We start from the raw sequence: 25872 nt of genomic DNA, 5'->3' as shown, positions 1-25872 counted from the left end.
CTCCTTGGGAGAGGTCGGCGCGTCGCGCCGGGTGAGGGGTTACGGTCCCTCGTTAGAGCTGCGGCCCCCTCACCCGATTTGCTTCGCAAATCGACCTCTCCCCAATGGGGAGAGGTAAAGCGAGCACGCAGCCAAACCGATCTAATTCATCGCGCTCTAGTTCGCACCACCAGCCGAATCGTCGAGCGCCTTGAAGGCTTCTTCGAGCTGCGGTGACAGCGCGACGTTGAGCTTCTCGCCGGTCGGCAGGCGGGCGACGAACCATTTGTTGTAGAGCGGGACGATGTCGCGGTTCGAGGCGAGCTTGCGGAACGCGCGCTCGACCACGTCCTTCATTTGCGGCTCGCCCTTGCGGTACATGATGCCGTAGGGATCGTAGGACAGATAATCGCCGGTGACGCGGAATTTGTCCTGCGACTTGTGCCGCGCGATCAGGCCGTAGAGCAGGATGTCGTCGGTCGCGAACGCATCCGCCTTGCCGTCCACCAGCATCTGGTAGGACTGCTCGTGATCAGGGGCGGTGACGATGTTGAGGCCGAGCTGTTGCTTGGCGTCGACATTGTGCATCGCCTGCTCGTTGGTGGTGCCCTTGGTGACCACCACGGTCTTGCCCTTCAGGTCGATCACCTGGTTGACGCTGGAAGCCTTCGGCACCATCAGCTTGGTGCCGGCCACGAACATCAGCGGCGAGAACGCGACCAGCTTGCCGCGCTCCGAGTTCGCCGTGGTCGATCCGCATTCGAGATCGATCTTCTTGTCGACGACCGCCGGAATGCGGTCGTCGGAGGTCACCTTGACGTAGTCGATCTTGAGGTTGGCGTCGTCGACCTCGGCCCCGATCTCGTCGACGATCGCATCGCACAGCTCGAGGCTGTAGCCGATCGGCCGGTTGGAGTGGTCGAGGAACGAGAACGGCGGCGAACTCTCGCGATAGCCGATCCGCACGGAATGCGTGGCCTTGATGTTGGCGAGCGTGGGGCTGAGCCCCTCGCCGCCGGCCGTCTGCCCAAAGGCCGGTGCTGCCAGCAGACATGCTGCCAGCACCAACCCTTCAGCCAGGATCGGCCTCCAGCGGGCGCGATGCATGCGTCCCTCCCGTCAATGTGCAGGCACAGCGTCACCGGCGACGGCATCGGAGGGCACCGCATCGTCGGGCCCGAGCTCGTGCTCGGCCTTCAGCTCGCCCTCCCACTTCGCGACCACGGCGGTGGCCAGCGAGTTGCCGATCACGTTGGTGGCGCTGCGGCCCATGTCGAGGAAGGTGTCGATGCCCATGATCATCAGCAACCCGGCCTCGGGGATGCCGAACTGCGACAGCGTCGAGGCGATCACCACCAGCGACGCGCGCGGCACACCGGCAACGCCCTTCGAGGTGATCATCAGCGTTGCCAGCATCGCCAGCTGCGTGCCGAGCGACATTTCGATGTGGTAGGTCTGCGCGATGAAGATGCTCGCGAAGGTGCAGTACATCATCGTGCCGTCGAGGTTGAAGGAATAGCCGAGCGGCAGCACGAAGGCCGAGATCCGCGAGGAGGCGCCGAACCGGTTCAGCCCCTCCAGCGTCTTCGGGTAGGCCGCCTCCGAGGAGGCGGTCGAGAACGCGATCATCAGGGGCTCGCGGATCAACCGCAGCAGATGGCTGTAGCGCGGCCCGATCACGACGAAGCCGACCGCGACCAGGATGCCCCACAGGATCAGCAGCGACAGATAGAAGCCGCCCATGAAGACGATCAGCTTCCAGAGCACGCCGAGGCCGTTCTTCGAGACGGTCGCCATGATCGCGGCCCACACCGCGAGCGGCGCGAACAGCATCACATAGCCGGTGACCTTGAGCATGATGTGCGCGAGGTCGTCGATCAGGCTCATGATCGGCTTGGCCCGTTCAGGCATGGCGCCGAGCGCAACCGCGAAAAATACCGCGAACACCACGATCTGCAGGATCTCGTTCTGCGCCATCGCATCCGCGATCGAGGTCGGGATCAGATGGGTCAGGAATTTCTCGATCGAGAAGGCCGAGACCGGCAGGCCGGTGGACTGGGCCTTGTCGGGCAGCGTGCCGGGGAAATTGGCGCCGGGCTGCAACAGGTTGACCATCACGAGGCCGAGCAGCAGCGAAATGAAGGAGGCGGAGACGAACCAGCCCATGGTCTTGGCGAAGATGCGCCCGAGCTTGGCACCGCTGCCCATATGGGCGATGCCGCCGACCAGGGTCGCAAACACGAGGGGCGCGATGATCATCTTGATCAGGCGCAGGAACAGCATCGCGATCAGGTTGACGTCTGCGGCGATCTCGGCGCGGCTGTCAGGAAAGTAGTTGAAGACAATGGTCCCCATTGCGATGCCAAGGACCATCGCAATCAGGATGTACTGCGTAAACCTGTTCGACATTCTCTCACCCCCGTAAGTTCCCGGCGACGGGCAAGTGTGGCAGATTTACGCAGCTACGCAACACGCTTCGCGCCCAGCGGGACTTTGCCGATCTGTTCCCGTTGTGGAATGCCAGCGCTGGGACTAGCGTTCATGCAGCGCACAATCTGTGCACTGAGCTGCGCGCGTCGCAGTCAAACTGCATGCGAAACGACCAACGCGAGGGGGAGACACCACAATGAACGACACCGTCAATCGCCAGATCCTGCTTGTTGAAAAGCCGACCGGCAAGCTTGGCCCGGAGCATTTTCGTCTGACCAAGGGCACGGTCCCCGTGCCGAAGGACGGCGAGGCGCTGGTGCGGACGCGCTACATCTCGCTCGACGCTGCCAACCGCGCCTGGATGCACGGCGCCACCTACCGCGCTGCGGTCGAAGCCAACACCGTGATGGCCGGCGGCAGCATCGCCGAAGTGGTGTCGTCGAATGACCCCGGCCTGAAGCCGGGCGATATCGTGTTCGGCGACACCGGCTGGCAGGATTACGCCGCCGTACCGGCCAAGCACCTGGCGAAGATGCCGAAGCTCGAGCCGATGACGCATCTGCTCAGCGTCTATGGCGTCGCCGGCCTGACCGCCTATTTCGGCCTGCTCCATGTCGGCAAACCCAAGGAGGGTGAGACCGTGGTGGTGTCGGCGGCCGCCGGATCGGTCGGCTCGATCGTCGGCCAGATCGCCAGGATCAAGGGCTGCCGGGTGGTCGGTATCGCCGGCGGCAAGGACAAGTGCCACTGGCTGACGTCGGAGCTCGGCTTCGACGCCGCCGTCGACTACAAGGACGGCGCCACCTACAAGGCGCTGCGATCAGCGGCGCCGAAGGGCATCGACGTCTATTTCGACAATGTCGGCGGCGACATCCTGGAGGCCTGCCTCTCCCAGATGAACAACCGCGGCCGGATCGCCTGCTGCGGCGCGATCTCGCAATATGACGGCGTCCCCTCCGCGCACGGCCCGCGCGGCGTGCCCGGCCTGATCGTGGTGAAGCGGCTCGTCATGCAGGGCTTCATCGTGATGGACTACATGGATCAGCGCGACGCCGCGCTCGCCGACCTGCAGTCCTGGGTCGCCTCAGGCAAGCTCAAGGTTCAGGAAGACGTCATCGACGGCATCGAGAACACGCCGCAGGCGCTGATCGGGCTCCTCGCCGGCGAGAACCGCGGCAAGCGCATGGTGAAGGTGTAACGGGATAGTTCTCAAACCCTTTGGCGGCCGCGGACCTTTCACCGCCGTCATTGCGAGGAGCGATGGCGACGAAGCAATCCATCTTTCCGCTTGCGGCGCGATGGATTGCTTCGCTTCGCTCGCAATGACGTGGATGGAGCAACGCGACATATCTCCGTCATCCTGAGGTGCGAGCGAAGCGAGCCTCGAAGGATGGACGGCCCGGCTGGTGGCCGTCGACCCTTCGAGACGGCCGCTCTGCGGCCTCCTCCAGCGACAAAGGCGAAGCCTTTGCGCGGGGGTGACGGGGATGGATTGGGGGCGCGGGGCTAATGCGCCGTGCCCGGCGCTTCCGCTGCGGCTTGCGGCCCGGCCGCCTTGCCCTTCTTCGCCTTGCGCCAGTTCTCGAAGTTCTGCACCACGACGAAGAACGCCGGCACGAACAACACCGCGAGGCAGGTCGAGGCGATCATGCCGGAGAACACCGTGATGCCGATCGACTTGCGGGCATTGGCGCCGGCGCCGGTCGCGATCACCAGCGGCAGCACGCCGAGGATGAAGGCGAACGACGTCATCAGGATCGGCCGGAACCGGGCGCGGGCGGCGTCGATCGCCGACTCCAGCACCGGCTTGCCGTCGCGGATGTGATGCTCGAGTGCGACCTCGACGATCAGGATCGCGTTCTTGGCCGACAGCGCGATCAAGAGGATGGTGCCGATCTGGGTGTAGAGGTTGTTCTCGATCCGGAGCGAGGTCAGCACCAGCATCGGCCCGAGCAGCGACAGCGGCACCGCCAGGATCACCGAGATCGGCGCGTACCAGCTTTCATATTGTCCGGCGAGCACGAGGTAGACCAGGAGCAGCGCCAGCGCGAACACGAAGTAGATCTGGCTGCCGACCTCCTTCTCCTGGTACGACATCGCCGTCCACTCATAGCCGGTCCCCGGCGGCAGCGTCTTCGCGGCGATCTCCTCCATCAGCGTCATCGACTGGCCGGAGCTGTAGCCCTGCGACGGCAGGCCGATGATGGTGGCCGACGGATAGAGATTGTAGAGGCTGATAAGCGACGGGCCGACCGACGGCGTGATGTTCGCCACCGTGCCGAGCGGGACCATGTCGCCGTTGCTGTTGCGCACCATCATGTTCTGGATGTCGCGCAGCGTCAGCCGGTATTGCGCATCGGCCTGGGTGTAGACCTGGAAGGTGCGGCCGAACTTGGTGAACTGGTTGACGTAGCTCGCGCCGAGATAGGACGACAGCGTCGAGAAGATCTGGTCGGTGGTGACGTGCAGGGTCTCGGTCTTGACGCGGTCGACCTGGACGTCGAACTGCGGCACCATCGAGCGGAACGACGACTGCACCCGCTGCAGCGCGCTTTGCGTCTGCGCGTTGCTGACGACGGCGCCGGTGACCGCCTGCAGCTTGCCGTAGTCGGCGTTGCCGTCGCGCAGCTGCACCTGCATGGCAAAGCCGGCGGCATTGCCGATGCCCTGGATCGGCGGCGGCGGGATCACCAGGATGCGCGCCTCCGGGATCACCGCGAGCTTGTCGTTGAGGCCGTAGACCAGCGAGCGCAGGTCCTCGCCGGGGCCGCGCGAGCCCCAGTCCTTCAGGATCACATAGGCGACGCCGGCATTGGCAAGGCTCGACGAGTTGTCAAGCGCGGAGATGCCGGCGATGCTGACTACCTGCTCGACCCCCGGCGTCTTGCGGGCGATCTCGGTGACCTGGTCGAGCACCCGCTGGGTGCGATCGATCGCAGCGCCGTCGGGCAGCTGCACCGCGGCCAGGAGGTAGCCCTGGTCCTCGATCGGGATGAATCCGGTCGGCACCCGCGACAGCCCGTAGACGGCGATTCCGATCAGGATCAGCGCAATGAGGACCGAGGTCTTGGCGTGGCCGGCAATGCCGCCGATCACCCGCGTATAGCCGCGCTCGACGCGGTCATAGACCGCGTTGAAGCCGCGGTAGAAGAAATTGCGCTGCTCCGGCGGCACCGGCCGGCGCAGCCATAGCGCGCACTGCGTCGGCTTCAGGGTCGCGGCATTGACGGCGCTGAGCAGCGCGGTCGCCGCGATCACCAGGGCGAATTGCGCGTACATCCGGCCCGTCAGCCCCGGCAGGAAGGCCGCCGGCAGGAACACCGAGATCAGCACCAGGGTGATGCCGACGATCGGCGCGAACAATTCGTCCATCGCCTTGATCGCGGCGTCATGGCCGGACATGCCGCGCTCGATATTGTGCGCGGCGCCTTCGACCACCACGATGGCGTCGTCGACCACGATGCCGATCGCCAGCACGATCGCAAACAGCGTCGACAGGTTGATGGTGAAGCCGAGCGCGGCCATCGCCGCGAACGCACCGATGATGGTGACCGGCACGGTGGTCGCCGGCACCAGCATCGCCCGCCAGTCCTGCAGGAACACCAGGATCACAACCAGCACCAGGAGGCCGGCCTCGATCAGCGTCCGGTAAACCTCGTCGATCGAGGCCTGGACGAATTTGGTGGTGTCGAACGGCGTGTCGTATTTGATGTCCTGCGGGAACTGCTTGGCGAGCTGCGCCACTTTTTTCTGCACTTCCTTCTCGACCTGCAGCGCGTTGGCGCCCGGCGACAGGAACACGCCGATGCCGGTGGCCGGTTTCTGGTTGAGCGAGAACACCTGGCTGTAGGTCTGCGCGCCGAGCTCGACCCAGCCGAGATCGCGGACCCGGATGACGTCGCCGACATTGCCGGTCTTGACGATGATGTTCTCGAACTGGCTCGCGTCATCGAGCCGACCGTTGACGTTAAGCGTGTACTGGAACGCCTGCCCCTGCGGCGCCGGCGGCGCGCCGACCTGGCCGGCGGTGACCTGCTGGCTCTGCTGCTGGATCGCCTGGATGACGTCCTGCGGCATCAGCCCGCGCGCCTGCAGCTTGTTCGGATCGAGCCACACCCGCATCGAATATTGCCCGGCGCCGAACACGGTGACGTTGCCGACGCCCGGCAGGCGGGACAGCTCGTCGCGGATGTTGATGGTGGCATAGTTCGACAGGAACAGGCTGTCGTAGGTCTTGTTCGGCGACGTCAGCGTCACGAACAGCAGGATCGAGGTCGACCGCTTCTGCACCGTGACGCCCTGGTTCTGCACCGCGGTCGGCAGCTGCGACAGCGCCGAGGAGACGCGGTTCTGCACCAGCACCTGCGCGAAGTTGAGGTCGGTGCCGATCTTGAAGGTCACCGTCAGCGTGTAGGTGCCGTCGGCGCCGCTATAGGACTGCATGTAAAGCATGTCCTCGACGCCATTGACCTGCTGCTCGATCGGCAGCGCCACAGTGTCGATCACGGTTTTTGCCGATGCGCCGGGATAGCGCGTCGTCACCTGCACAGTCGGCGGCACCACGTCGGGATACTGCGCGACCGCGAGATTGAACAGCGCGACGCCGCCGATCAGGATCATCAGGATCGCGATGACGTTGGAAAGGACCGGCCGCTCGATGAAGAATTTCGAGATCATGGCGCGCTCCTCACTTGGCCGGTGCCGGCGTCGCGTCGCCCTTCTGCATCTGCGGATCGACCTTCTGGCCTGGGATCGCGCGCAGCAGCCCGGCGGTCACGATGCGATCGTCGGCCTTCAGCCCACTCTCGATGACGCGCAGGCCCTCATCGAGTGCGCCGGTCGTCACCTTGCGTTGCTCGACCACATTGTCGGCATTGACGACCAGCACGTAGCGGCCGCTCTGGTCGCTGCCGATCGCAACGTCTGGCACCAGCAGCGCGTTGTCCTGCTTGGTGAAGGGCACGCGAACGCGAACGTAGAAGCCGGGCAACAGGACGCGATCGGGATTGGGTATCAAGCCACGAACCGCCAGTGTTCCGGTCGACTGGTTGAGCGTCGGAGACGCATAATCGAGATTGCCTTTGTGCGGATAGCCGGTCTCGGTCTGCAGGCCGACCTCGACCGGCAACGACTTGAGGTCGTTCGCGGTCATGCCACGGCGACGCGCCTCGTCCCGCACCCGCTGCACGTCCTGTTCGTTGACGTTGAAGTTCACGTAGATCGGGTCGAGTTGCACGATGGTGGCAAGCTGGGTGGGCGAAGCCACGCCGACCAGTTCACCGATCGAGACAAGATGGGTGCTGACGATGCCATCGAACGGTGCGGCCACGTTGGTGTAGCCGTAATTGACCGCCGCGATCTTGGTGTTGACCTGGGCCTGCTGCAGATTGGCCTGGGCGTTGTCCCGCGTCGATGTCGAGGTTTCCAGCGTTGCCTGCGAGACCGCCTGGCGCTGCACCAGATCCTGCTGCCGCTTGAAATCGGACTCGGCCTGCTTCACCGTCGCCTGCGCGCCGACCTCTGCGGCCTGCGCCTGCTCCAGCTTCAGCTTGTAGGTCTCCGGCTCGATCGTGAACAGAGTGGTCCCCTGCTTCACGAAGGAGCCATCCTGATAGTCGATCGACTGCAGGAACCCCTGCACGCGCGCGACCAGATCGACGGTCTTGATCGGTGCGGTGTTTCCGGTGGCGTCCAGATAGCGCGTGATGGCGCGCTGCACCGGCGGCGCGACCTCGACCTTCGGTGGTGGCGGCGCAACAAAACTGTTTTGCTCGCAGGCACTTAAACTGACGAAGGCCGATACGACGCAGATGGTGCGCGTCAGCGGCGCATTTCGCAGCCGCAAAAAATTGCTCCGATCGAAATGTGCCGACGCGCGCGCGTGCCTCATTTCCGAGCCTCAGTTCAAATGACTTAACTCAAACGTGGTAGGCGGCAAAAAAATCGACCTGCTTCTTCCATAGCAACAATCCGCTTGCAGCGGAACTCGAAAGCGAAAATGATGCCGCTCGCGAAGGTTGTTACAGCAAGACATTTTAGAGCGCAGTTCAGTTGAGCCGGCGGCTTCCGGCGCAACGAGAGGATTTATTCAAATGATCAATGCGTTGACACGTGCGACGAAGCTTTCCGCATGGCTCGCGCTTGCGGCATTCGTGAGTACCGCGCCAGCCTTGTCGCAGGCGCCGACCGAGGCGCAGCGCGACGCCATCAAATCGCAATGCCGCAACGACTACATCGCGCATTGCTCGAGCGTTCCGCCCGGCGGCGAAGCGTCGCTGCAATGCTTGCAGAAGAACATGGCAAGCCTCGGCCCCGGCTGCGCCAGCGCCGTGAAGGCCGTGGAAGCGCCGGCCGCAGCGCCCGCGGCAGCCAAGACCGATGCTGCGAAGACTGAAGCGTCCCCTGCGGCGGCGACCGCCAAGCCGGCTGCGGAGGCCGCGGCGCCGAAGGCGGCCGGGGCGCCGTCCAGCGCGCAGATCTCGGCGATCCGCAGCGCATGCCGCTCCGATTATCCCAAGGTCTGCGCGGGCGTGCCGACCGGCGGCGCGCCGGCGCTGCAGTGCCTCGAAAAGAACAAGGCGAAACTGTCGCCGGCCTGCGGCAAAGCCGTAGCCGCTGCCGGCGGCGGCGCCGCGCCGGCCGAAGGCGCGGCGACGGCCGCAGCACCGACGGCCGCGCCGGCAGTGATCATGCTGCGACCGCTGCGGCCGCGCGAAGAGCTGTTCGTGCTGCGCTCGGCCTGCGGCGCCGACGTCCGCTCGGTTTGCGGCGGTGTCCAGCCCGGCGGCGGACGGATCGTGCAATGTCTCGCGACCAATGCCGGCTCGCTCTCGCCGGCGTGCCGCGAGGTGCTGGCGCCGTTCGCGGCCCGGTAATCCTGTTGTCATGCGACTGACCGAAAGGGAGCGATCAATGCTGCGTATTGTCCTGACCGCCGCCTTGCTGTGCGTCACATCCGCCGTCTACGCCCAGGAACTCGCCACGGCGCAACGCGACGCCTGCATGGGTGACTATCAGAAGTTCTGCAAGAGCGTGACGCCCGGCGGCGGGCGCATCATCGCCTGTCTCGCCAAGGAAAGCGACAAGCTGACACCCGCCTGCAAGAAGGTGCTGGCCGAAGCCGAAAGGAAATAACCGCACCAGGCGGAGGCGACATGTGCCCGGCGAGCGCCGGGCACGAAGCCGCAGCACCTTGTTGTCACCCAAAGGCCAACCATACCTCACTCCGGGAGAGGGAATATCATGCGCTCATTATTGCTGATCGCTGCGGCCCTGCTGTCCTTTGCCGCGACCATGACCTTCGACTCCTCCGATGCCAACGCGGTGGTGTGCGGGCGCGGCCCGTATCGCGCCGGATGCGCCGGCCATCGCGGCGCGGTCGTCGTCCGCAAGCCCGTCGTTGCCGGCTGCCGCTGGGTATGGGTCGGCGGCGTCAAGGTCCGCCGCTGCTACTGAACTTTTCGCTCCACGCGGATCAGCATGATCCGGAAAAGTGCGAAGCGGTTTTCCGAAAAGATCATGCTGAACAGGAATCTAGCGCGCGATGAGGGTTTAGCCCATCGCGCTTTGGCCACCGCGCGCATTTTCCCTCTGGCGTTCCCGCCAGAGGGCGATTAGTCTGAACCCAAATTGTAAGTACACTGTCAATCTGGGAGGCAGACGTTGCGGATCGCCGTGATTGGCGGAGGGCCCGGCGGGCTCTATTTCGCCTATCTGTGGAAGAAGCGTCATCCCGACGCCGAGATCGATCTGTTCGAGCAGAACGCCGCCGGCGCCACCTGGGGCTTCGGCGTGGTGTTCTCCGAGCAGGCGCTGGACTTCCTGCGCGCCGACGACCCCGAGACGGTCGACGCCATCACGCCGCGGATGGAGAGCTGGAAGAACATCACCCTCAATCTGCGCGGCGAGAGCGTCGAGATCGACGGCGTCGGCTTCTCCTCGATCGGCCGGCTGGCGCTGCTGACCATCCTGCAGGAGCGCGTGCGCAGCACAGGCATCACGCCGCGCTTCGACACCGTGGTGCAATCGGTCGATGAGCTCCGCGGCTACGACCTGATCGTCGCCGCCGACGGACTGAACTCGATGGTCCGCCGCGGTCATGAGGCCGCGTTCGGCGCGTCGGTCTCGCAGTCGACCAACAAATTCGCCTGGTACGGCACCACCAAGCCCTTTGCGACGCTGTCGCAGACCTTCGTGGCGACCGACCGCGGCAGCTTCAACGCCCATCACTACCGCTATGCGAAGGACATGAGCACCTTCCTGGTCGAGTGCGACGCGGCGACCTGGACGGCTTACGGCTTCGCCGACAAGAGCATCGAAGAGTCGCAGGCGATCTGCGAGGACGTGTTCGCCGCGACGCTGGACGGCCACCGGCTGATCTCGAACAAATCGGTGTGGCGCAATTTCCCATGGATCTGGAACGAGCGCTGGTCACACGGCAACATGGTGCTGATCGGCGACGCGCTGCATTCGGCGCATTTCTCGATCGGCTCGGGCACGCGGCTGGCGATCGAGGATGCGATCGCGCTGACCAAGGCGCTGGAGACCGAGAACGGCATTGCCGCCGCACTGGCCCGCTATGAGGCCGAGCGCAAGCCGATCGTGAAGAAGCTCGTCACCGCGGCGCGGACCAGTGCCGACTGGTACGAGCATTTCCCCGCGCACATGAAGCGCGACCTGATGGATTTCGCCTACAGCTACATCACCCGCTCCGGCCGGATCGACGACGCGCGGCTGCGCGCGATGTCGCCCGCCTTCATGGCCCGTTACGAAGCCGCAAAGGGACGCTCATGACTGGGATCGCCGACCAGGTTCCGCCTGATAATCCCGGCGCGCGCGAGATCGGCTTTACGATCCCCGAGCGCTACAATGCGAGCCGGATCCTGTTCGACAATCTCGGCAACGGCAATGCCGAACGCCTGGCGCTGACCGGCCCGGCCGGCACGCGGACCTATCGCGAGCTGTGCGCTGACGCTGCACGCTGGGGCCACGCCTTCCAGTCGCTGGGACTTAAGCGCGGCGACCGCGTGCTGCTGTTCCTCGACGACACGCCGGCCTATCCGGCGGCATTCTTCGGTGCGGTCCGCGCCGGCTTCGTGCCACTGCTCATCAACACGCTGACGACGCCGGAGCTGTTGCAGTTCTATCTGTCCGATGCGGGCGCGCAGGTTGCCGTCACCGATGCGGAGTTCTGTTCGCGCTTCAACGCCGAAGCCTGCAAGGACACGCCGCTGCGCACGCTGGTCGTGGTCAACGGCCCCGCAGGCGACCATGCGGTCGCCGAGACACGCAACGCCGGCGATTGGCTGCAGGGATTTCCGAGCGAGCTCGACGCGGCCGATACCCATCGCAACGAGATGGCGTTCTGGATGTACTCGTCGGGCTCGACCGGCCGCCCCAAGGGCATCGTGCATCTGCAGCACGACATGGCCTATAGCGAGCGCGCCTTTGCCCGCAGCGTGCTGAAGCTCAAGCCCGGCGACATCTGCTTCTCGGTGCCGAAGATCTTCTTCGCCTACGGCTTCGGCAATTCGATCATGTTTCCCTTCTCGGTCGGCGCCGCGACGCTGCTGCTGCCGGGCCAGCCGAAGCCCGCCGCGATCTTCGCGGCGATCGGGCAGTACCGGCCGACCGTGTTCTTCGGGCTGCCGACACTCTACATCACCCTGACCAAGGCCGAAGGCGCGGACGCTGCCGACTTCTCCTCGCTGCGGATGGCGGTCTCCGCCGCCGAAGTGCTGTCGGCCGATGTGTTCAACGGCTGGAAGCGGCTCACCGGGCTCGAGATCATCGAAGGGCTTGGCTCGACCGAGGTGCTGCACGTCTATCTCAGCAACCGCGCGGAGCAGAAGAAGCTCGGCGCCGCGGGCCTGCGCGTGCCCGGCTACGAGATCATGCTGCGCGACAGCGACGGCCGCGAGGTCGGCGACAATGAGGAAGGCATTTTGTGGGTGCGCGGCGATTCCGCGACCCCGCTGTACTGGAACCGGCCGGACAAGACCGCCGAGACCGTGCGCGAGGACGGCTGGATCTACACCGGCGACCGCTTCATGCGCGACAGCGACGGCTTCCACTTCTTCCGCGGCCGCGCCGACGACCTGATCAAGATCTCCGGCCAATGGGTCTATCCGCTCGAGGTCGAGCTCTGCCTCGCCGATCACCCCGACGTCCGCGAATGCGCGGTCTACGCCGCCGAATTGCCCGACCGCCGCATGACGCTGCGCGCCGTGGTGGTGATGAACAAAAGTGGCTTCGACACGGCCGAAGCAACGCGGCGGTTGCAGGACTACGTCAAGACGAAGCTCTTGCCGTACAAATATCCGCGCGAGGTGAAGTTCATCGACGAGCTGCCGAAGACGGGAACGGGAAAGATCGACCGGCAGGCGGTGATGCGGATGTAGCGGCGGCGCGGCACGAACTGCTTTCGGGCCGAAGTCTCAACCGTCTCGCCCGGGGCCATCCCTCTCCCCACCCTCCCCCACAAGGGGGGAGGGAGCCCGACTAGCGTGCTCACCTCACCCAGTCGCGTAAGGAAGGCACCGGCGGACGGGTTCCCTCCCCCCTTGCGGGGGAGGGTTAGGGAGAGGGGTGCCGCACGGGTGCTATCTCTGCATCCATTCACACGACGGGATCAGGCCTTCAGCCCCGTCCCGCCATACAGCCACGCGATATCGTCGCGCCACTGGCCTTGCGATTTCGCGCTCATGATTGCGTTGCGGATGCGGGCGTGGTCGCCGGCGGGATGATAGACGTGCTCGCCGATCGCGCGTGACATCAGCTGCACGCGGGCAGTGCGCGGAAAGCGTTGCGCGCGATAGGCGTCCAGCGCAACCGCATGATCCTCGTGACTGGCCAGCATGTGCGACAGGCAGACCGCATCCTCCATCGCCTGGCAGGCACCTTGCGCAAAATATTGCAGCATCGGATGCGCGGCGTCGCCGAGCAGCACCACGCGGCCGTCGATCCAGCGCTCGGTAGGATCGCGGTCGCACAGCACCCAGAGCTTCCAGTTGGTGCCGTGGCGGATGATGTTCTGCGCTCGCTCATGGACGTGGGTGAAGCCCTTCATCACCTCTTGCTCGGAGACCGGCTTGCCGGCGACCGGCTCAGGCGCATCATTGTGATAGGTGACGACGAGGTTGAACACCTTCCAGCCCGACAGCGGGTAATGCACGATGTGGCATTTCGGGCCGGCCCACAGCGTCGCCGCGTTCCAGCGCAGATCCTCCGGCATCTGCTCGGTCGGGATCACCGAGCGATAGGTGGTGTGGCCGGAGACGCGCGGCGGGCCGTCCGCCGTCACCTGCTTGCGGATGTTCGACCACAACCCGTCGGCGCCGATCAGCAGCCGCCCGGCGATGCGCTCACCACCGGCAAGCTTTGCGGTCACTGACGAGCCATCCTGCTCGTAGCCCGTCACTTCGCTGGACACGCGCAGCTCGATCAGGTCATGATCCTGGCAGGCGCGCAGGAACACGCCATGCAGGTCGCCGCGATGCACCACGGCATAGGGGTTGCCGAATCGCGCGCGAAACGTCTCGCCGAGATCGATGTGGGTGATCTCATCGGCGGTCAGCGCATCCATCAGCCGCAGCTGATCGATATAGACGGCCATGTTGCGCGCGGCCTCGCCGACGCCGAGATAGTCGAAGGCGTGGAATGCGTTCGGCCCGAGCTGGATGCCGGCGCCGATCTCGCCGAGCGCCGCGGCCTTCTCCAGCAGGATTGAGCGGATGCCCTTCTGGGCGAGCCCCAGCGCCACGGCGAGGCCGCCGATGCCGCCACCCGCGATCAGGACCGGCTTGCTGTCCGCCATCAGCCCGACCTCCCCAGATGTTCGAGCGCGTCCTCGGCGCGCAGCGGCACCCGCGAGGCCTCGTTGTTGAGGTCGACAAGTTGGGTCAAGAGCGAGAGAAGCGTCTTGCGGTCGGCCGGCTTCAGCGGCTGCAGCATCCGCGCCTGCGCCTTGTCGACCGAGGGCATGATCTCGTTGAGCACGCCAGCGCCGGCCTTGGTGAGAAAGAGCAGCTTGACGCGCTTGTCCTCGGGCGCCGGCTTGCGCACGATGTAGTCCTTGGCCTGCAGCCGCTCGATCACATTGCCGAGCGTGGAGCGGTCGAACGCGATCACCGCCGAAAGCCTTGTGGCGTCGATCCCGGGATGGGTCGAGATCGTAACCAGCGCGGCGTACTGCACCGGTGTCAGATCGAACGCCTTGCACTCCTCGATGAACAGCGCGACCGCGATCTGCTGCATCCGCCGGAACAGATAGCCGGGCGCGGTGTAGACCGCGTCCATGGTGACGGGCGTGGGCTTGCTATTCGGCATCGGGCTGCTTGTCCGGGGCGGCGTCGGCGAACGCCTTGACCTGCTTTGCCGCGGCCTCTGCCTTGAGCAGGCGCGGATAGGCCGACACGTCGACGCCGAAGCGCCGCGCATTGGCGAGCTGCGGCACCAGGCAGAGATCGGCGAGCGTCGGCGTATCGCCGAAGCAGAACGGCCCGGCCTCCTCCGTGATCAGGGTTTCGCAGGCCGAAAGGCCCTCGCGATTGGCCCAGGCCGCCCACTCCGTCACCTGCTCTTCCGGCAGGCCGAGCTTGCGCAGCCGCGCCAGCACTTTCAGATTCTGTACCGGGTGGGTGTCGCAGGCGATTGCTTGCGCGAACGCCCGCACCTTGGCGCGCCGCAGCGGATCCTTCGGCAGCAGCGGCGGATTGGGATTGGTCTCGTCGAGCCATTCGATGATCGCGAGCGACTGGGTGAGGATCGCGCCGGCGTCGTTCTCCAATGTCGGCACCAGCCCCTGAGGATTGATCGCGAGATAAGCGGGCGCGCATTGCTCGCCCTTGCGCAGATGATGCGGCAGGTGCTCTGGAGTCAGCCCCTTCAGATTGAGGGCGATCCGAACCCGGTAGGACGCGCTGCTCCGGAAATAGCCATGCAGCTTCATCGGAACCTCCCTTGCATTTCGTTAGATTGACGCTAGCCGTATTGTAAGTATACTGTCAATTAAATTGCACCAAACAAGAACGATGGGAGGCTTGCCATGGAAGCCGTGCAGAAGACCCCGGAGCGCGAGGCGTTCTACAAGAAGATCGACGGCCAAAACCTCTCGGCGCTATGGAACGTGATGAACGATCTGATCACGCCGGAGCCGAAGAGCGCCTGCCGCCCTCACCTGTGGAAGTTCGACCAGATCCGCGACTACATGAACGAGGCCGGAAAGCTGATCACGGCCAAGGAAGCCGAGCGCCGCGTGCTGGTGCTGGAAAATCCCGGGCTGCGCGGCCAGTCCAAGATCACGACCTCCCTCTTTGCCGGCGTGCAGATGGTGGTGCCGGGCGACATCGCCCCCGCCCATCGCCACGCCCAGTCGGCGCTGCGCTTCGTGCTCGAGGGCAAGGGCGCTTTCACCGCGGTTGACGGCGAGCGCACCGCGATGTCGCCGGGCGATTTCGTCATCACGCCGTCGATGACCTGGCATGACCATTCCAACGAAACCAATGAGCCGATGTTCTGGCTCGACGGGCTCGACATCCCGATGGTGCAGTTCTTCGACTGCTCGTTTGCCGAAGGCGCCAAGGAAGACCAGCAGTCGATCTCCAAGCCGACCGGCGCCAGCTTCGCGCGCTACGGCCATAATCTGCTGCCGATCGACCAGAAGCGAACCTCGAAGACCTCGCCGATCTTCAACTATCCCTATGAATACACCCGCGAGGCGCTGGAGAAGGCCAGAGCCAGCGACGAGTGGGACGCCTGCCACGGCCTCAAGCTGAAATTCTCCAACCCCGAGACCGGCGATTTCGCGATGCCGACCATCGGCACCTTCATCCAGCTGCTGCCGAAGGGTTTTAAGACCGCACGCTATCGCTCGACCGATGCCACCGTGTTCGCCGCGATCGAGGGCAAGGGCCGCACAAGTGTCGGCGACCAGACCTTCGAATGGGGACCGCGCGATTTGTTCGTGGTGCCGAGCTGGCACTGGGTCACCCACGAGGCCGACGCCGACTCCGTGCTGTTCTCGTTCTCGGACCGTCCGGTGCAGCAGAAGCTGGATCTGTTCCGCGAGGATCGCGGGAACGCGTAAGGTGCAGCAAAGCGCAGGCGCGCCTGCCGTCGTCATTGCGAGCGGAGCGAAGCAATCCATCGTTCGGCATAACGGATGGATGGATTGCTTCGTCGCTTCGCTCCTCGCAATGACGGCAGAGCGCCTCTCACCGCCAGTGCAACAACCGCGTCTCCAGCAGATTGATCAGCTTGCCGACCGCAAGCCCGAACAGCGACAGGATCACGACGCCCGCGAGCAGTTGATCGGTCTGCATCAGATTGCCGGCCTGCAGCACGAAGGCGCCGATGCCGTATTGCGCGCCGATCATCTCGGCGCTGACGACGAGCAGCAGCGCGACGGATGCGGTGATGCGGAAGCCGGCGAGGATCGAGGGCAGCGCGCCCGGCCAGATCACCCGTCGCACGATGGCGTGGAACGGCACGTTGAAGCTTTGCGCCATCCGGATCAGGTTACGCGGCACCGCATCGACGCCGCTATAGACCGAGATCGCGGTCGAGAAGAACACCCCGAGCGCAATGGTCGCGATCTTCGGTTCCTCGCCGATCCCGAGCCAGAGGATCAAAAGTGGCAGCAGCGCGATCTTCGGGATCGGGAACAGCGCCGAGATAAAGGTGATGCCGACGCCGCGTGCCATGGTCGACAGCCCGATCGCGAAGCCGACGATGACACCGGCGGCCGTGCCGATGATCCAGCCGGTGCCGATCCGCATGATCGACCACGAGAGGTGTTGCCACAGGGCACCCGACGTCGCGAGCTTGGTGATCGCGACCGCGATCGCCGACGGTGCCGGCAGGAACAGCGGATTGACCCAGCCTGCGCTGCCGGCGAGCTGCCAGATCGCGATGACCAGCGCGAGTGCGATCCAGCCGGCGTAGCGGCTGCCGCCTGATGTGAAGCCGGCGCCGCGAAACGCGACCGGCCGCGTCGCTTCCGCCGATTGATCTCTCGTCTCTGGCGGGGCCCGATCAAGCATGCTGGACCTCGCGCTCGGCATCGATCGCTTCCTTCCGGATCAGCGACCACAGCTCACCTTGCAGTGCGGCCATCGGCCCGCGGGCATCCGCCGTGCCACGCTCGGCGCGCGTCATCGGAATGGTCACGATTTCCCTGATGCGGCCGGGGCGGCGCGACAGCACCACGACGCGGTCGGCGAGCCGCACGGCTTCTTCAAGGTTATGCGTGACATAGACCGCACCCATCGTGCCGTCGGCCAGCAGGCCGACGAAATCCTCCATCAGCAGCTCGCGGGTCTGCGAATCCAGCGCCGATAGCGGCTCGTCCATCAGCAGGATCGCCGGACGAACCGCAAGCGCGCGCGCAATGCCGACGCGCTGACGCATGCCGCCGGAGAGCTGCTTCGGGTAAGCGGCGCGGAAATCCGTTAAGCCCGTGCGGCGCAGCGCATCGTCGATCACGGCACGGCGTTCGCCGGCGCTTAAGGACGTGTGCAGCAGCGGAAAGGCGACGTTCTCCTCGACCGTATTCCACGGCAGCAGGGCAAAATCCTGGAACACGAAGGTCAGCGGATTGAGGCTGCCGGCCGGCGGTGCGCCGCGCAGTTCGGCTGCGCCTCGGCTCGGCCGCAGCAGGCCGCCGAGGATCGACAGCAGCGTGCTCTTGCCGCAGCCGGACGGACCGACGATCGCAACGACCTCACCGGCGCGGACCGTGAAGGAGACATCGTCGAGCACGTCGAGCGCGCCGAAGCGATGGCTGATATGGTCGGCGATCAGGTCCATGGCGCCCCACTCTCCGCTGTCAGACCGTCATCCTGAGGAGCGCGAAGCGCGTCTCGAAGGATGCACGGCCCAGATGCATCGCGGCCGTCGACCCTTCGAGACGCGCGCAAGTGCGCGCTCCTCAGGGTGACGGAGATAGGGTGTCGCGCGCGGCTCATCATCAATCCGCCTTCACATAGTCCTTGGCGATGATCGCATTCGCGTCAAAACCCTTGTCGACGAAGCCCTGCTCCTGCAGCCACTTGATCTGGTTGTCGACGTTCTTGACGTCGAGTTTTCCATCCGGATCGACATAGGCGCAATTGCCGACCACGTGCTCGACCGGCAGGTTGGTATATTTGGCGATGATCTCGAGCAGCGGCTTTGTTCTCTCGTTGATCGGCACCACGCCGTCCTTGATCGCGCTGAGGACCACGTCGTGATATTCGCGGTCGGCGCGGGTGAGCGCGGTGAGCAGCCTGGTCACCAGCGGTGCGTTGGTCAGCGTCTTCGGCGAGGCGAAGACGGCGCCGAGCTGCCACGGCGTCTCGTCGCCGACCCAGCCCAAAAATTTCGCGCCGTTGGAATCCATCAGCGTGCGCGCGGTCGAGACCGGCAGCAGCGCCGCGTCGACGGTTTCGCCCTTTAGCGCCGCGGCCGCATTCGACAGCGACTGCAGAGGCACGATCTTCACGTCCGACAGCTTGAAGCCGTATTTGTCGGCAAGCAGGCCGAGCGAATAATGGAAGCTGGAGCCGACCTGGGTCACCGCGACGCGCTTGCCGGCGAGATCCTTCGGCGTCTTCAGCCCGGCGGCATAGGCATTGTTGCTGGCGAAATAGCCGATCAAGGGGTAGCCGGCCTTCTCGCGACTCATGCCGCCGATCACCTTCAGCGTGCCCTTGCCGGCGAGATTGTAGAGGCCTGCGGTGAAGGCGGTGATGCCGAAATCGACGTCGCCCGAGGTGGTCGCGACTGCGATCGGCTGCGCCGCGTCGAAGAACTTCAGCTCGACGTCGAGCCCGGCGTCGCGGAAATAGCCCTTGTCCTGCGCGATGAATACCGGCGCCGAGGACGACAGCCGCAAGACACCGATCTTCGCCTTCAGGAGATCATCGGCCCGCGCGATGCCGCTCGCGGCCCACACCAAGAGACCCGCGAGTGCGAGCCGCGCCCAACCCTTCATTGCCGTCTCCACCTATAATCCTTCAGGCACGGCCTGGTCGCGCCCGATGAACGCGCCCTGCGCCGCGAGCCGTTGTTGCAACTTTTCGACGGAAATGTCGCGCGGAATCGTGTTGCCCGAAAGTGCCAGCGCAGCCGCGGTTCCCGCCGCCTCGCCCATCACGAAACAGGCACCGGAGACACGCGCTGCCGATTGCCCTTCATGGGTCATCGAGGCGCAGCGGCCGGCGACCAAGAGATTGTCGACGCCCTCGGGCACCAGCATGCGATACGGCAATTCATTGTAGCCGCGGCTCTCCGGGATCGGCGGAAACTCGAAGGTCACATCGCCCGGCACGTGCTTTTCCATCGGCCAGCCGTTGACGCCGATCGAATCCTCGAACGAGGCGCAGCCCAGCACGTCCTCGCCGGACAGCATGTAGCCCCCGATCACGCGCCGCGTCTCGCGGATGCCGAGCTGCGGCGGCAAATCGACGATGTAGGAATTCTCGAAGCCCGGCACCGTGCGCAGGAACTTGAACGCTTCGACCGCCTGGCGACGGCCCTCGATCTCGCCGCGCGTCATGTCATCGGGATCAATCCCGGAAATGGCGCCGCCGTCGCTACGCGTCACCTGGGTGAAATTCACCCGCCATTCGATCTGCGACTTCTGCGGCCGCACGATCGCCGACTTGCGCGGGAATTTGCACGTACCGGCCGCCTCGGCCTGCACCATCCGCTCCGGGATCGTCCGCCACGCATCGCCGGCCTTCGCGGGATCGATGCCGTTGAGGCGGAACATCATCGAGGGGTAGAGCATGCCGCCGGCATTATCGCCGACCTCATGGGGCGCGCCGGCCCACACCGCGAGGTCGCCGTCACCGGAGCAGTCGATGAAGATGCCACCGCGCACCGCCTGCCGGCCGGCCTTGGTTTCCACCATCAGCGCGCGGATCTGCGCGCCGTCCATCACGACGCCGGCACCGAGCGCGTGGAACAGGATGTCGACCTTGTGATGCGCCAGGAGATCGTCCGCCGCGATCTTGTAGGCCGCGGTGTCGTAGGCCTGCGCCAGGATCTTGCCGAGGATCAGATGCGGCGCGTTCAAGCCGCCGAGCCGGTCGATCCGCACCAAGAGGTCGGAGGCGATGCCTTGCACCACGCGGTGCATCTCGCCGAAGATGTTGGCGTGCAGTCCGCAGAAATTCGTGACGCCCGCCGCGGTGCCCATGCCGCCGAGAAATCCGTAACGCTCGATCAGCAGCGTCCGCCGCCCGGCACGTGCCGCACCGACCGCTGCCGCAATGCCGGCCGGACCGCCGCCGAGCACCACCACGTCATATTCGCCATAGACCGGGACCTGCCGCGCAGGTTCTTCGATCGTGCTCGCTCGCATCATTTCCGCCCTGAACAAAGTTTGATTGGGCCAACTATGAATTGATGCGGATCGCAGTACAATCCACCAAATTATGTGATCAGCTTTCGCGAATCGAGAAAGGCGAAAGCTGAGCAAGGGAAGGCAGATGGATACGCTGGTCAACCTCGAAGCCTTCCTCGCCACCGCCGATGCCGGCGGTTTCTCGGCTGCTGCGCGCAAGCTCAACGTCGCGACGTCGGTCGTCGCCAAGCGCGTCACCCAGCTCGAGGAGCGGATCGGCACCGCGCTGTTTCACCGTTCCACTCGCCAGTTGCGGCTGACCGAGGCCGGGCAGCAATATGTGCACCGCGCGCGCGGCGTGGTCGCCGATGTCGGCGATCTCCTGTCGCGGATGGGCGAGAAGCAGCGCGACCTATCCGATCATCTGCGCGTCAAGGCGCCGACCTCGCTGACGGTGGCGCGGCTCGCCGATGCCTTCACGATCTTCCAGCGGCAGAACCGGAGCGTGAAGCTCGAGATCGTGATGATCGACCGTCCGGTCGATCCGGTGACCGAAGGCTTCGATATCGCGATCGGCGCCTTCCCGCACTCTTTCGGCGGCGTCGTCGACGAGCCGCTGTGCCGGCTACCGCGCCTCGTCTGTGCCTCGCCGGCGTATCTGAAGAAGCACGGCACGCCGAAGCATCCGCGCGACCTGGTCGATCATCGCTGCCTCAGCTTCCTGCCGACCGGACCGGAATGGCCGTTCGAGGGACCGCGCGGCCGCATCAATATCCAGGTGCGCCCGATTCTCTCTTCCAACGAGGGCCGCGTGCTGACGCAAAGCGCGATCGCCGGCAACGGCATCGCGCTGCTCTCGCATTATCTGGTCGCCGACGCGCTGCGCGACGGCGCGTTGCAACCCGTGCTCGCGGACTATCCGATCCCGGAACTGTGGGTGAAGGCCGCCGTTCCCGAGCGCCGCATCGACGCCGCCGCGGTGCAGGCGCTGCTGAAGACGTTGAAAAAGTCGCTGGCGCAGCCGTTGTGATGCGACACCGGCCTTGCCGCTGGCATGCGGACCTGAGACAAGGACGCGAAAGGATCGCCCGTTTGAAACTCATGATGTCAATGTCGCTTGGTCTCATCATCGCCGCGACACCAGCGGTGGCGATCGAGACCTGCCGCTTCATCGAGGCCAAGGCCGAGCGCGAGGCCTGCTACCATCGGCAGGAGCAGGAGCTTGCGGCCAAGCGCAAGCCGGAGCTGCCGGTGACGCAGTCGAGCGAATCGAAGACGTTCGATTCGCTGCAACAGATGCGCCGCGACGACGAGGAGGTCTATCGGAGCATGCGCGGCATCTGCAACGGCTGTTGAGCTTACGCGCCGCCGCCCCAGCGTCCGGCGCGCTTCTCGGCAAAGGACGCCAGCCCTTCGGCAGCTTCCGCGGTCTGCCGCTTGACGGAATGCAGATGGACGAGGCGCTTGTAGGCCGCATCGTCGACGGCCATGCCGCCGAACGAGCTTTCCATCGCGAGCTTCTTGGTCTCGGCCATTGCATCCGGCGCGTTGCCGAGCAGCTGCTCCACGACCTTGGCGCCGGCGCTTTCCAGGTCGACCAGCGGCACCACCTCATGGACGAGGCCGATGCGGCGCGCGTCCTCGGCGCCGAAGCGTTCGCCGGTCAGGGCGTAGCGCCGCACCTGGCGGACGCCGATGGCGTCGCAGAGCTGTGGGATGATGATCGCCGCGGTCAGGCCCCAGCGCACTTCGGTGATCGAGAACAGCGCATTATCGGCCGCGATCACGATATCGCAGGCCGCAATCACGCCGGTGCCGCCGCCGAAGCAGCCGCCCTGCACCAGCGCCACGGTCGGCACCGGCAGCGTGTTGAGGCGCTGCACCGCCTCGAAGGTGGCGCGCGACGCCGCTTCGTTCTCCTCCGGCGATTTCGGCCGCACGCCGTTGATCCATTTCAAATCGGCGCCGGCCTGGAAATGCTTGCCGTTGCCATTCAGCACGACGACACGGACCGGCTTGGTCGAGAGGTCGTCGATCGCGGCCAGCACGCCCGCAATCAGCGCGCCGTCATAGGCATTGTTGACCTCGGGCCTGTTCAGCGTGACGGTCGCGACCCCGCGCGCATCGAGGCTCCACAGGACTGGGCTCGCCGACATGAATGTTCTCCCTCGCTCGGCATTGCTGTTACCAGCCACTATGGCGAGGCGCGCTGCCGTGATCCATCACTTTCGAGCGGGCGCGACCGCGCCCCGCGCATGACGGGTTGCGCGATGCCCCGCGCTTGTGGAAACTGACGCGGCACGTTGCAAGGACTGGTTCCACTGATGCGTATTTGCATTTTCGGCGCGGGCGCCGTCGGCAGCCACTTCGCGGTCCGGCTGGCACGCGCCGGCCACGATGTGTCCTGCGTGATGCGCGGCCCGCATCTCGACGCGGTCAGGACCGCCGGGCTGACGCTGAAGGTCGGCGAGACCAGCGCCACCGCAAAGGTGAAAGCGTCGGCCGATCCTGCCGAGCTGGGGCCGCAGGACGTCGTGATCAGCACGCTGAAGGCGACCGGCGTCAGTGCGCTCGCAGCCGGGCTCGCGCCGTTGCTTCAGCCTGATACGGCGATCGTGTTCGCGCAGAACGGCATTCCCTGGTGGTACGGTCTCGGCCTGCCGCCGCAGCATCCGGCGATCCCCGATCTCGGCTTCCTCGATCCCGGCGGGCGCTTGCGCAGCGCCATCCCGAAGGAGCGGATCATCGGCGGCGTGATCTTCTCCTCCAACGAGGTGATCGCGCCTGGCGTGGTAGACAACCTGTCGCCGGAGCGCAACCGCCTGCTGATCGGCGAATGTGACGATCGCCGGAGCGAACGCATCGCAGGCCTGCGCGCCGCGCTCAACGACGCCGCGATCGAGTCGCCCGAGGTCAGGGAGATCCGCGAAACGATCTGGTCGAAGCTGCTCACCAACATGTCGATGTCGGTGCTCTGCCTGCTGACCGGGCTGACCGCACGCGGCGTCCGCGACGATTCCGACATGCAGGACGTGATCCCGCGTCTGCTCGACGAGGCCAATGCGGTTGCGACACGCTACATTCCAGACGTCAAGCGCGTCACCCGCTCGGGGCCCGCGCCGGACCACAAGCCGTCGATCCTGCAGGACTACGAGCTCGGCCGTGCCATGGAGATCGACGTGCTGGTGCGCGCACCCGCGGCATTCGCCCGCGCGGCCGACATTCCGACCCCGATGCTCGATTTGATGGCTGCGCTCGCGATCCAGAAGGCGCGTGACAACGGCCTGTATCAGGGCTGACAATCCGGTCCACCACGATAACAAGCCGGGATATCGAACCATGCACATCAAGGACAAGGTCTGCGTCGTCACCGGCGGCGCCAGCGGGATCGGCGAAGCGGTGGCGCGGGCCTATGCGGAGGCCGGCGCGCGCGGCGTCGTGGTCGCCGATCTCAAGACCTCGCGCGACCGGCTCGCCAGCGTCGCCGGCGATATCGACGCCCTCGCGGTCACCGCCGATGTCGGGCTCGAGGAGGACATCAAGGCGCTGATCGCCGCGGCCGAGGACAAATACGGCCCGGTCGACGTTTTTTTTTCTCCAATGCGGGCCTGTCGCGCAAGGGACAGGAAACCGCGTCCGATGCCGACTGGGATGTGAGCTGGCGGGTGCATGTGATGAGCCACGTGTTCGCGGCGCGCGCGCTGGTGCCCGGCATGCTCGCGCGGGGTTCCGGCTATCTCATCAACACGGCATCGGCCGCGGGGCTGCTGGCCTCGCTGAACTCGATGCCCTACGGCGTGACCAAGAATGCGGCGGTCGCGCTCGCCGAGCATCTCGCCATCCAGTATGGCGATCGCGGCATCCGCGTCTCCGTACTCTGCCCGCAATCGGTGCAGACCGGCATGACGACGCCGGGCCCGAGCGCGGCACGCGTCGACGGCGTGCTGCAGCCGGGCGAGGTGGCGCGGATGGTGATCGAGGCGATGGCGGAGGAGCGCTTTTTGATCCTCTCGCATCCCCAGGTGCAGGAATACATGCAGCGCAAGGCCACCAATCGCGAGCGATGGCTGTCCGGCATGCGCCGCCTGCGCGACCGCATCTATGGCGGCGCGCCTACTTGATCGAACGTAGCCCGGATGGAGCGAAGCGCAATCCGGGACGGTTTCGCAAATGGAAAGACAACCCGGATTACGCGGGGCCCGTCGTCGGGCGCGCGTTCGCGCGACCCGTTGGCTCCATCCGGGCTACAGAATTCTACGAATGCTCCACCACCCACGCCGCGAACGCATCGAGCACCTCGGCCATCACCTCGCGGTCGTCGCGGCCGGAGCGCTTGAGGACATGGAAGGAATGGTCGGCCTCCTGCACGAGATGCAGTGTCGCCCGGCTACCCAACTCCTTCACGACAGGCTCGAGCAGCTCGAGCTCGGCCAGCGCGTCGCGCGTGCCCTGCAGGAACAGCATCGGCACCTTGACCTCGGCGAGGTGCTTGGCCCGCTCGCGCGACGGCTTGCCGGCGGGGTGCAGCGGAAAGCCGAGGAACACCAGCCCGCGCACGCCTTCGAGCGGCGCCTTGGCCTGCGCCTGCGACGTCATGCGTCCGCCGAACGACTTGCCGCCGGCGAACAGCGGCAGGTCGCCGCAACGGCGCGCGGCTTCCCGAACCGCGGCACGCACCGTCGCCTGCGCGACAGCGGGCGGATCGGGCCGCTTGCTGCCCTTCTCCATGTAGGGAAACTGATAGCGCAGCGTCGCGATGCCGCGCGCCGCCAACCCCTCTGAGATCACGGCCATCGAGGGATGCGTCATGCCGGCACCGGCGCTATGGGCGAACACATAGGCCGCACGCGCCGTTTCCGGGCGCAGCAGGAGCGCGGACACCGCGCTGTCGTCCGAGACCGTGATCGTGAGCGGTTGTGCGCCTGACGCGTTCAAGATGACATCTCGAAGAATTGTTGGTCCGCCAGTTCTAGCCGCCGCGGCCGATGCGCGCAAATGCCGCCGAGGAGAGCACGCCGCAAGTGAACTGGCTCACAGCCAATCAAAATTTCCTTTGCAACATTTCCTTTGCAACATTTCGGTTGGTAGACCAAGCGGCGCCGCTATAGGATAGTGCACGACACGACACACGCTTA

At 65.5% G+C, this 25872-nt stretch carries 25 protein-coding genes; 12 read left to right on the top strand and 13 right to left on the bottom strand.

What is annotated here, in order from left to right; all coding sequences use genetic code 11:
- Positions 1–156 precede the first annotated feature (156 nt).
- Positions 157–1086, bottom strand: coding sequence for an amino acid ABC transporter substrate-binding protein (locus tag AKN84_RS32895; RefSeq protein WP_050424617.1), 930 nt, complete (start codon positions 1084–1086; stop codon positions 157–159).
- 12 nt (positions 1087–1098) lie between these two features.
- Entirely contained in the window at positions 1099–2388 is a 1290-nt protein-coding gene (locus AKN84_RS32890; RefSeq protein WP_050424616.1) for a dicarboxylate/amino acid:cation symporter, read from the bottom strand.
- Between the two features lie 217 nt (positions 2389–2605).
- Between AKN84_RS32890 and AKN84_RS32885 the strand changes: the two genes are divergently transcribed.
- On the top strand, positions 2606–3607 hold the full coding sequence (locus tag AKN84_RS32885; RefSeq protein ID WP_050424615.1) for an NADP-dependent oxidoreductase: 1002 nt from the start codon (positions 2606–2608) through the stop codon (positions 3605–3607).
- 308 nt (positions 3608–3915) lie between these two features.
- Here AKN84_RS32885 and AKN84_RS32880 read toward each other — a convergent pair whose 3' ends face one another.
- Both AKN84_RS32880 and AKN84_RS32875 read right to left on the bottom strand, forming a co-directional pair.
- Complete coding sequence (locus tag AKN84_RS32880; RefSeq protein ID WP_050424614.1) at positions 3916–7086, bottom strand: efflux RND transporter permease subunit; 3171 nt, start codon at positions 7084–7086, stop codon at positions 3916–3918.
- A gap of 10 nt (positions 7087–7096) precedes the next feature.
- The gene (locus AKN84_RS32875) at positions 7097–8254 is read right to left on the bottom strand and encodes an efflux RND transporter periplasmic adaptor subunit (protein WP_050424624.1); all 1158 of its coding nucleotides are present in this window, start codon (positions 8252–8254) and stop codon (positions 7097–7099) included.
- A gap of 247 nt (positions 8255–8501) precedes the next feature.
- Between AKN84_RS32875 and AKN84_RS32870 the strand changes: the two genes are divergently transcribed.
- The 5 genes from AKN84_RS32870 to AKN84_RS32850 all read left to right on the top strand — a co-directional run bounded on the left by AKN84_RS32870 (position 8502) and on the right by AKN84_RS32850 (position 12809).
- Positions 8502–9284, top strand: a complete 783-nt coding sequence (locus AKN84_RS32870; protein ID WP_050424613.1) for a cysteine rich repeat-containing protein — start codon at positions 8502–8504, stop codon at positions 9282–9284.
- Between the two features lie 37 nt (positions 9285–9321).
- Positions 9322–9543 carry a cysteine rich repeat-containing protein gene (locus AKN84_RS32865; RefSeq protein ID WP_050424612.1) on the top strand — a complete coding sequence of 74 codons (222 nt, stop codon included), beginning with the start codon at positions 9322–9324 and terminating at the stop codon, positions 9541–9543.
- Between the two features lie 108 nt (positions 9544–9651).
- Positions 9652–9864, top strand: a complete 213-nt coding sequence (locus tag AKN84_RS32860) for a hypothetical protein (protein ID WP_050424611.1) — start codon at positions 9652–9654, stop codon at positions 9862–9864.
- A 207-nt stretch (positions 9865–10071) separates the two neighbouring features.
- On the top strand, positions 10072–11202 hold the full coding sequence (locus AKN84_RS32855; protein WP_050424610.1) for an FAD-dependent monooxygenase: 1131 nt from the start codon (positions 10072–10074) through the stop codon (positions 11200–11202).
- A complete protein-coding gene (locus tag AKN84_RS32850; protein WP_050424609.1) occupies positions 11199–12809 on the top strand; it encodes a benzoate-CoA ligase family protein in 1611 nt (536 codons plus the stop codon). Before AKN84_RS32855 ends, AKN84_RS32850 begins: the two co-directional genes overlap by 4 nt.
- A 230-nt stretch (positions 12810–13039) precedes the next feature.
- On the opposite strand, the gene AKN84_RS32845 is transcribed toward AKN84_RS32850, so the two are convergent.
- Genes AKN84_RS32845 through maiA form a run of 3 tightly spaced genes read right to left on the bottom strand, consistent with a single transcriptional unit; the run spans position 13040 to position 15358 of the window.
- Entirely contained in the window at positions 13040–14224 is a 1185-nt protein-coding gene (locus tag AKN84_RS32845) for a 3-hydroxybenzoate 6-monooxygenase (RefSeq protein WP_050424608.1), read from the bottom strand.
- Positions 14224–14736, bottom strand: coding sequence for a MarR family winged helix-turn-helix transcriptional regulator (locus tag AKN84_RS32840; RefSeq protein WP_050424607.1), 513 nt, complete (start codon positions 14734–14736; stop codon positions 14224–14226). The genes AKN84_RS32845 and AKN84_RS32840 overlap by 1 nt, the downstream gene beginning before the upstream one ends.
- Positions 14726–15358, bottom strand: coding sequence for a maleylacetoacetate isomerase (maiA, locus tag AKN84_RS32835; protein ID WP_050424606.1), 633 nt, complete (start codon positions 15356–15358; stop codon positions 14726–14728). Before maiA ends, AKN84_RS32840 begins: the two co-directional genes overlap by 11 nt.
- A gap of 96 nt (positions 15359–15454) precedes the next feature.
- Here maiA and gtdA point away from each other — a divergent pair, with 96 nt between their 5' ends.
- Positions 15455–16495: a gentisate 1,2-dioxygenase gene (gene gtdA, locus AKN84_RS32830; protein ID WP_050424605.1), complete on the top strand. Its 1041-nt coding sequence runs from the start codon at positions 15455–15457 to the stop codon at positions 16493–16495.
- A 127-nt stretch (positions 16496–16622) separates the two neighbouring features.
- Here gtdA and AKN84_RS32825 read toward each other — a convergent pair whose 3' ends face one another.
- From AKN84_RS32825 to AKN84_RS32810, 4 genes are all read right to left on the bottom strand, one after another.
- Positions 16623–17450 carry an ABC transporter permease gene (locus AKN84_RS32825; RefSeq protein WP_050424604.1) on the bottom strand — a complete coding sequence of 276 codons (828 nt, stop codon included), beginning with the start codon at positions 17448–17450 and terminating at the stop codon, positions 16623–16625.
- Entirely contained in the window at positions 17443–18216 is a 774-nt protein-coding gene (locus AKN84_RS32820) for an ABC transporter ATP-binding protein (RefSeq protein ID WP_050424603.1), read from the bottom strand. Before AKN84_RS32820 ends, AKN84_RS32825 begins: the two co-directional genes overlap by 8 nt.
- A gap of 160 nt (positions 18217–18376) precedes the next feature.
- The gene (locus tag AKN84_RS32815; RefSeq protein WP_050424602.1) at positions 18377–19381 is read right to left on the bottom strand and encodes an ABC transporter substrate-binding protein; all 1005 of its coding nucleotides are present in this window, start codon (positions 19379–19381) and stop codon (positions 18377–18379) included.
- 12 nt (positions 19382–19393) lie between these two features.
- A complete protein-coding gene (locus AKN84_RS32810) occupies positions 19394–20755 on the bottom strand; it encodes an FAD-dependent oxidoreductase (RefSeq protein WP_050424623.1) in 1362 nt (453 codons plus the stop codon).
- Between the two features lie 127 nt (positions 20756–20882).
- Here AKN84_RS32810 and AKN84_RS32805 point away from each other — a divergent pair, with 127 nt between their 5' ends.
- Positions 20883–21767, top strand: a complete 885-nt coding sequence (locus tag AKN84_RS32805) for a LysR family transcriptional regulator (RefSeq protein WP_050424601.1) — start codon at positions 20883–20885, stop codon at positions 21765–21767.
- A gap of 74 nt (positions 21768–21841) precedes the next feature.
- The gene (locus AKN84_RS32800) at positions 21842–22093 is read left to right on the top strand and encodes a hypothetical protein (RefSeq protein ID WP_244485640.1); all 252 of its coding nucleotides are present in this window, start codon (positions 21842–21844) and stop codon (positions 22091–22093) included.
- A 2-nt stretch (positions 22094–22095) separates the two neighbouring features.
- On the opposite strand, the gene AKN84_RS32795 is transcribed toward AKN84_RS32800, so the two are convergent.
- Positions 22096–22893: an enoyl-CoA hydratase-related protein gene (locus AKN84_RS32795; RefSeq protein ID WP_050424599.1), complete on the bottom strand. Its 798-nt coding sequence runs from the start codon at positions 22891–22893 to the stop codon at positions 22096–22098.
- A gap of 168 nt (positions 22894–23061) precedes the next feature.
- Here AKN84_RS32795 and AKN84_RS32790 point away from each other — a divergent pair, with 168 nt between their 5' ends.
- The 3 genes from AKN84_RS32790 to AKN84_RS32785 are packed head-to-tail and all read left to right on the top strand — an operon-like array spanning position 23062 to position 24858.
- Complete coding sequence (locus AKN84_RS32790; protein ID WP_050424598.1) at positions 23062–24036, top strand: 2-dehydropantoate 2-reductase; 975 nt, start codon at positions 23062–23064, stop codon at positions 24034–24036.
- Positions 24037–24076: 40 nt separating this feature from the next.
- The gene (locus tag AKN84_RS50105; protein ID WP_283805557.1) at positions 24077–24394 is read left to right on the top strand and encodes an SDR family NAD(P)-dependent oxidoreductase; all 318 of its coding nucleotides are present in this window, start codon (positions 24077–24079) and stop codon (positions 24392–24394) included.
- Positions 24391–24858: an SDR family oxidoreductase gene (locus AKN84_RS32785; protein WP_430649949.1), complete on the top strand. Its 468-nt coding sequence runs from the start codon at positions 24391–24393 to the stop codon at positions 24856–24858. Before AKN84_RS50105 ends, AKN84_RS32785 begins: the two co-directional genes overlap by 4 nt.
- 133 nt (positions 24859–24991) lie before the next feature.
- Here AKN84_RS32785 and AKN84_RS32780 read toward each other — a convergent pair whose 3' ends face one another.
- Positions 24992–25672, bottom strand: coding sequence for an alpha/beta hydrolase family protein (locus AKN84_RS32780; protein WP_050424597.1), 681 nt, complete (start codon positions 25670–25672; stop codon positions 24992–24994).
- Positions 25673–25872: the final 200 nt, after the last annotated feature.

It is taken from the genome of Bradyrhizobium tropiciagri (genome assembly GCF_001189845.1).
GTDB lineage: Bacteria > Pseudomonadota > Alphaproteobacteria > Rhizobiales > Xanthobacteraceae > Bradyrhizobium > Bradyrhizobium tropiciagri.
The sequence above is the reverse complement of the archived record's forward strand: the minus strand, read 5'-3'. Positions and strand labels throughout refer to the sequence as shown.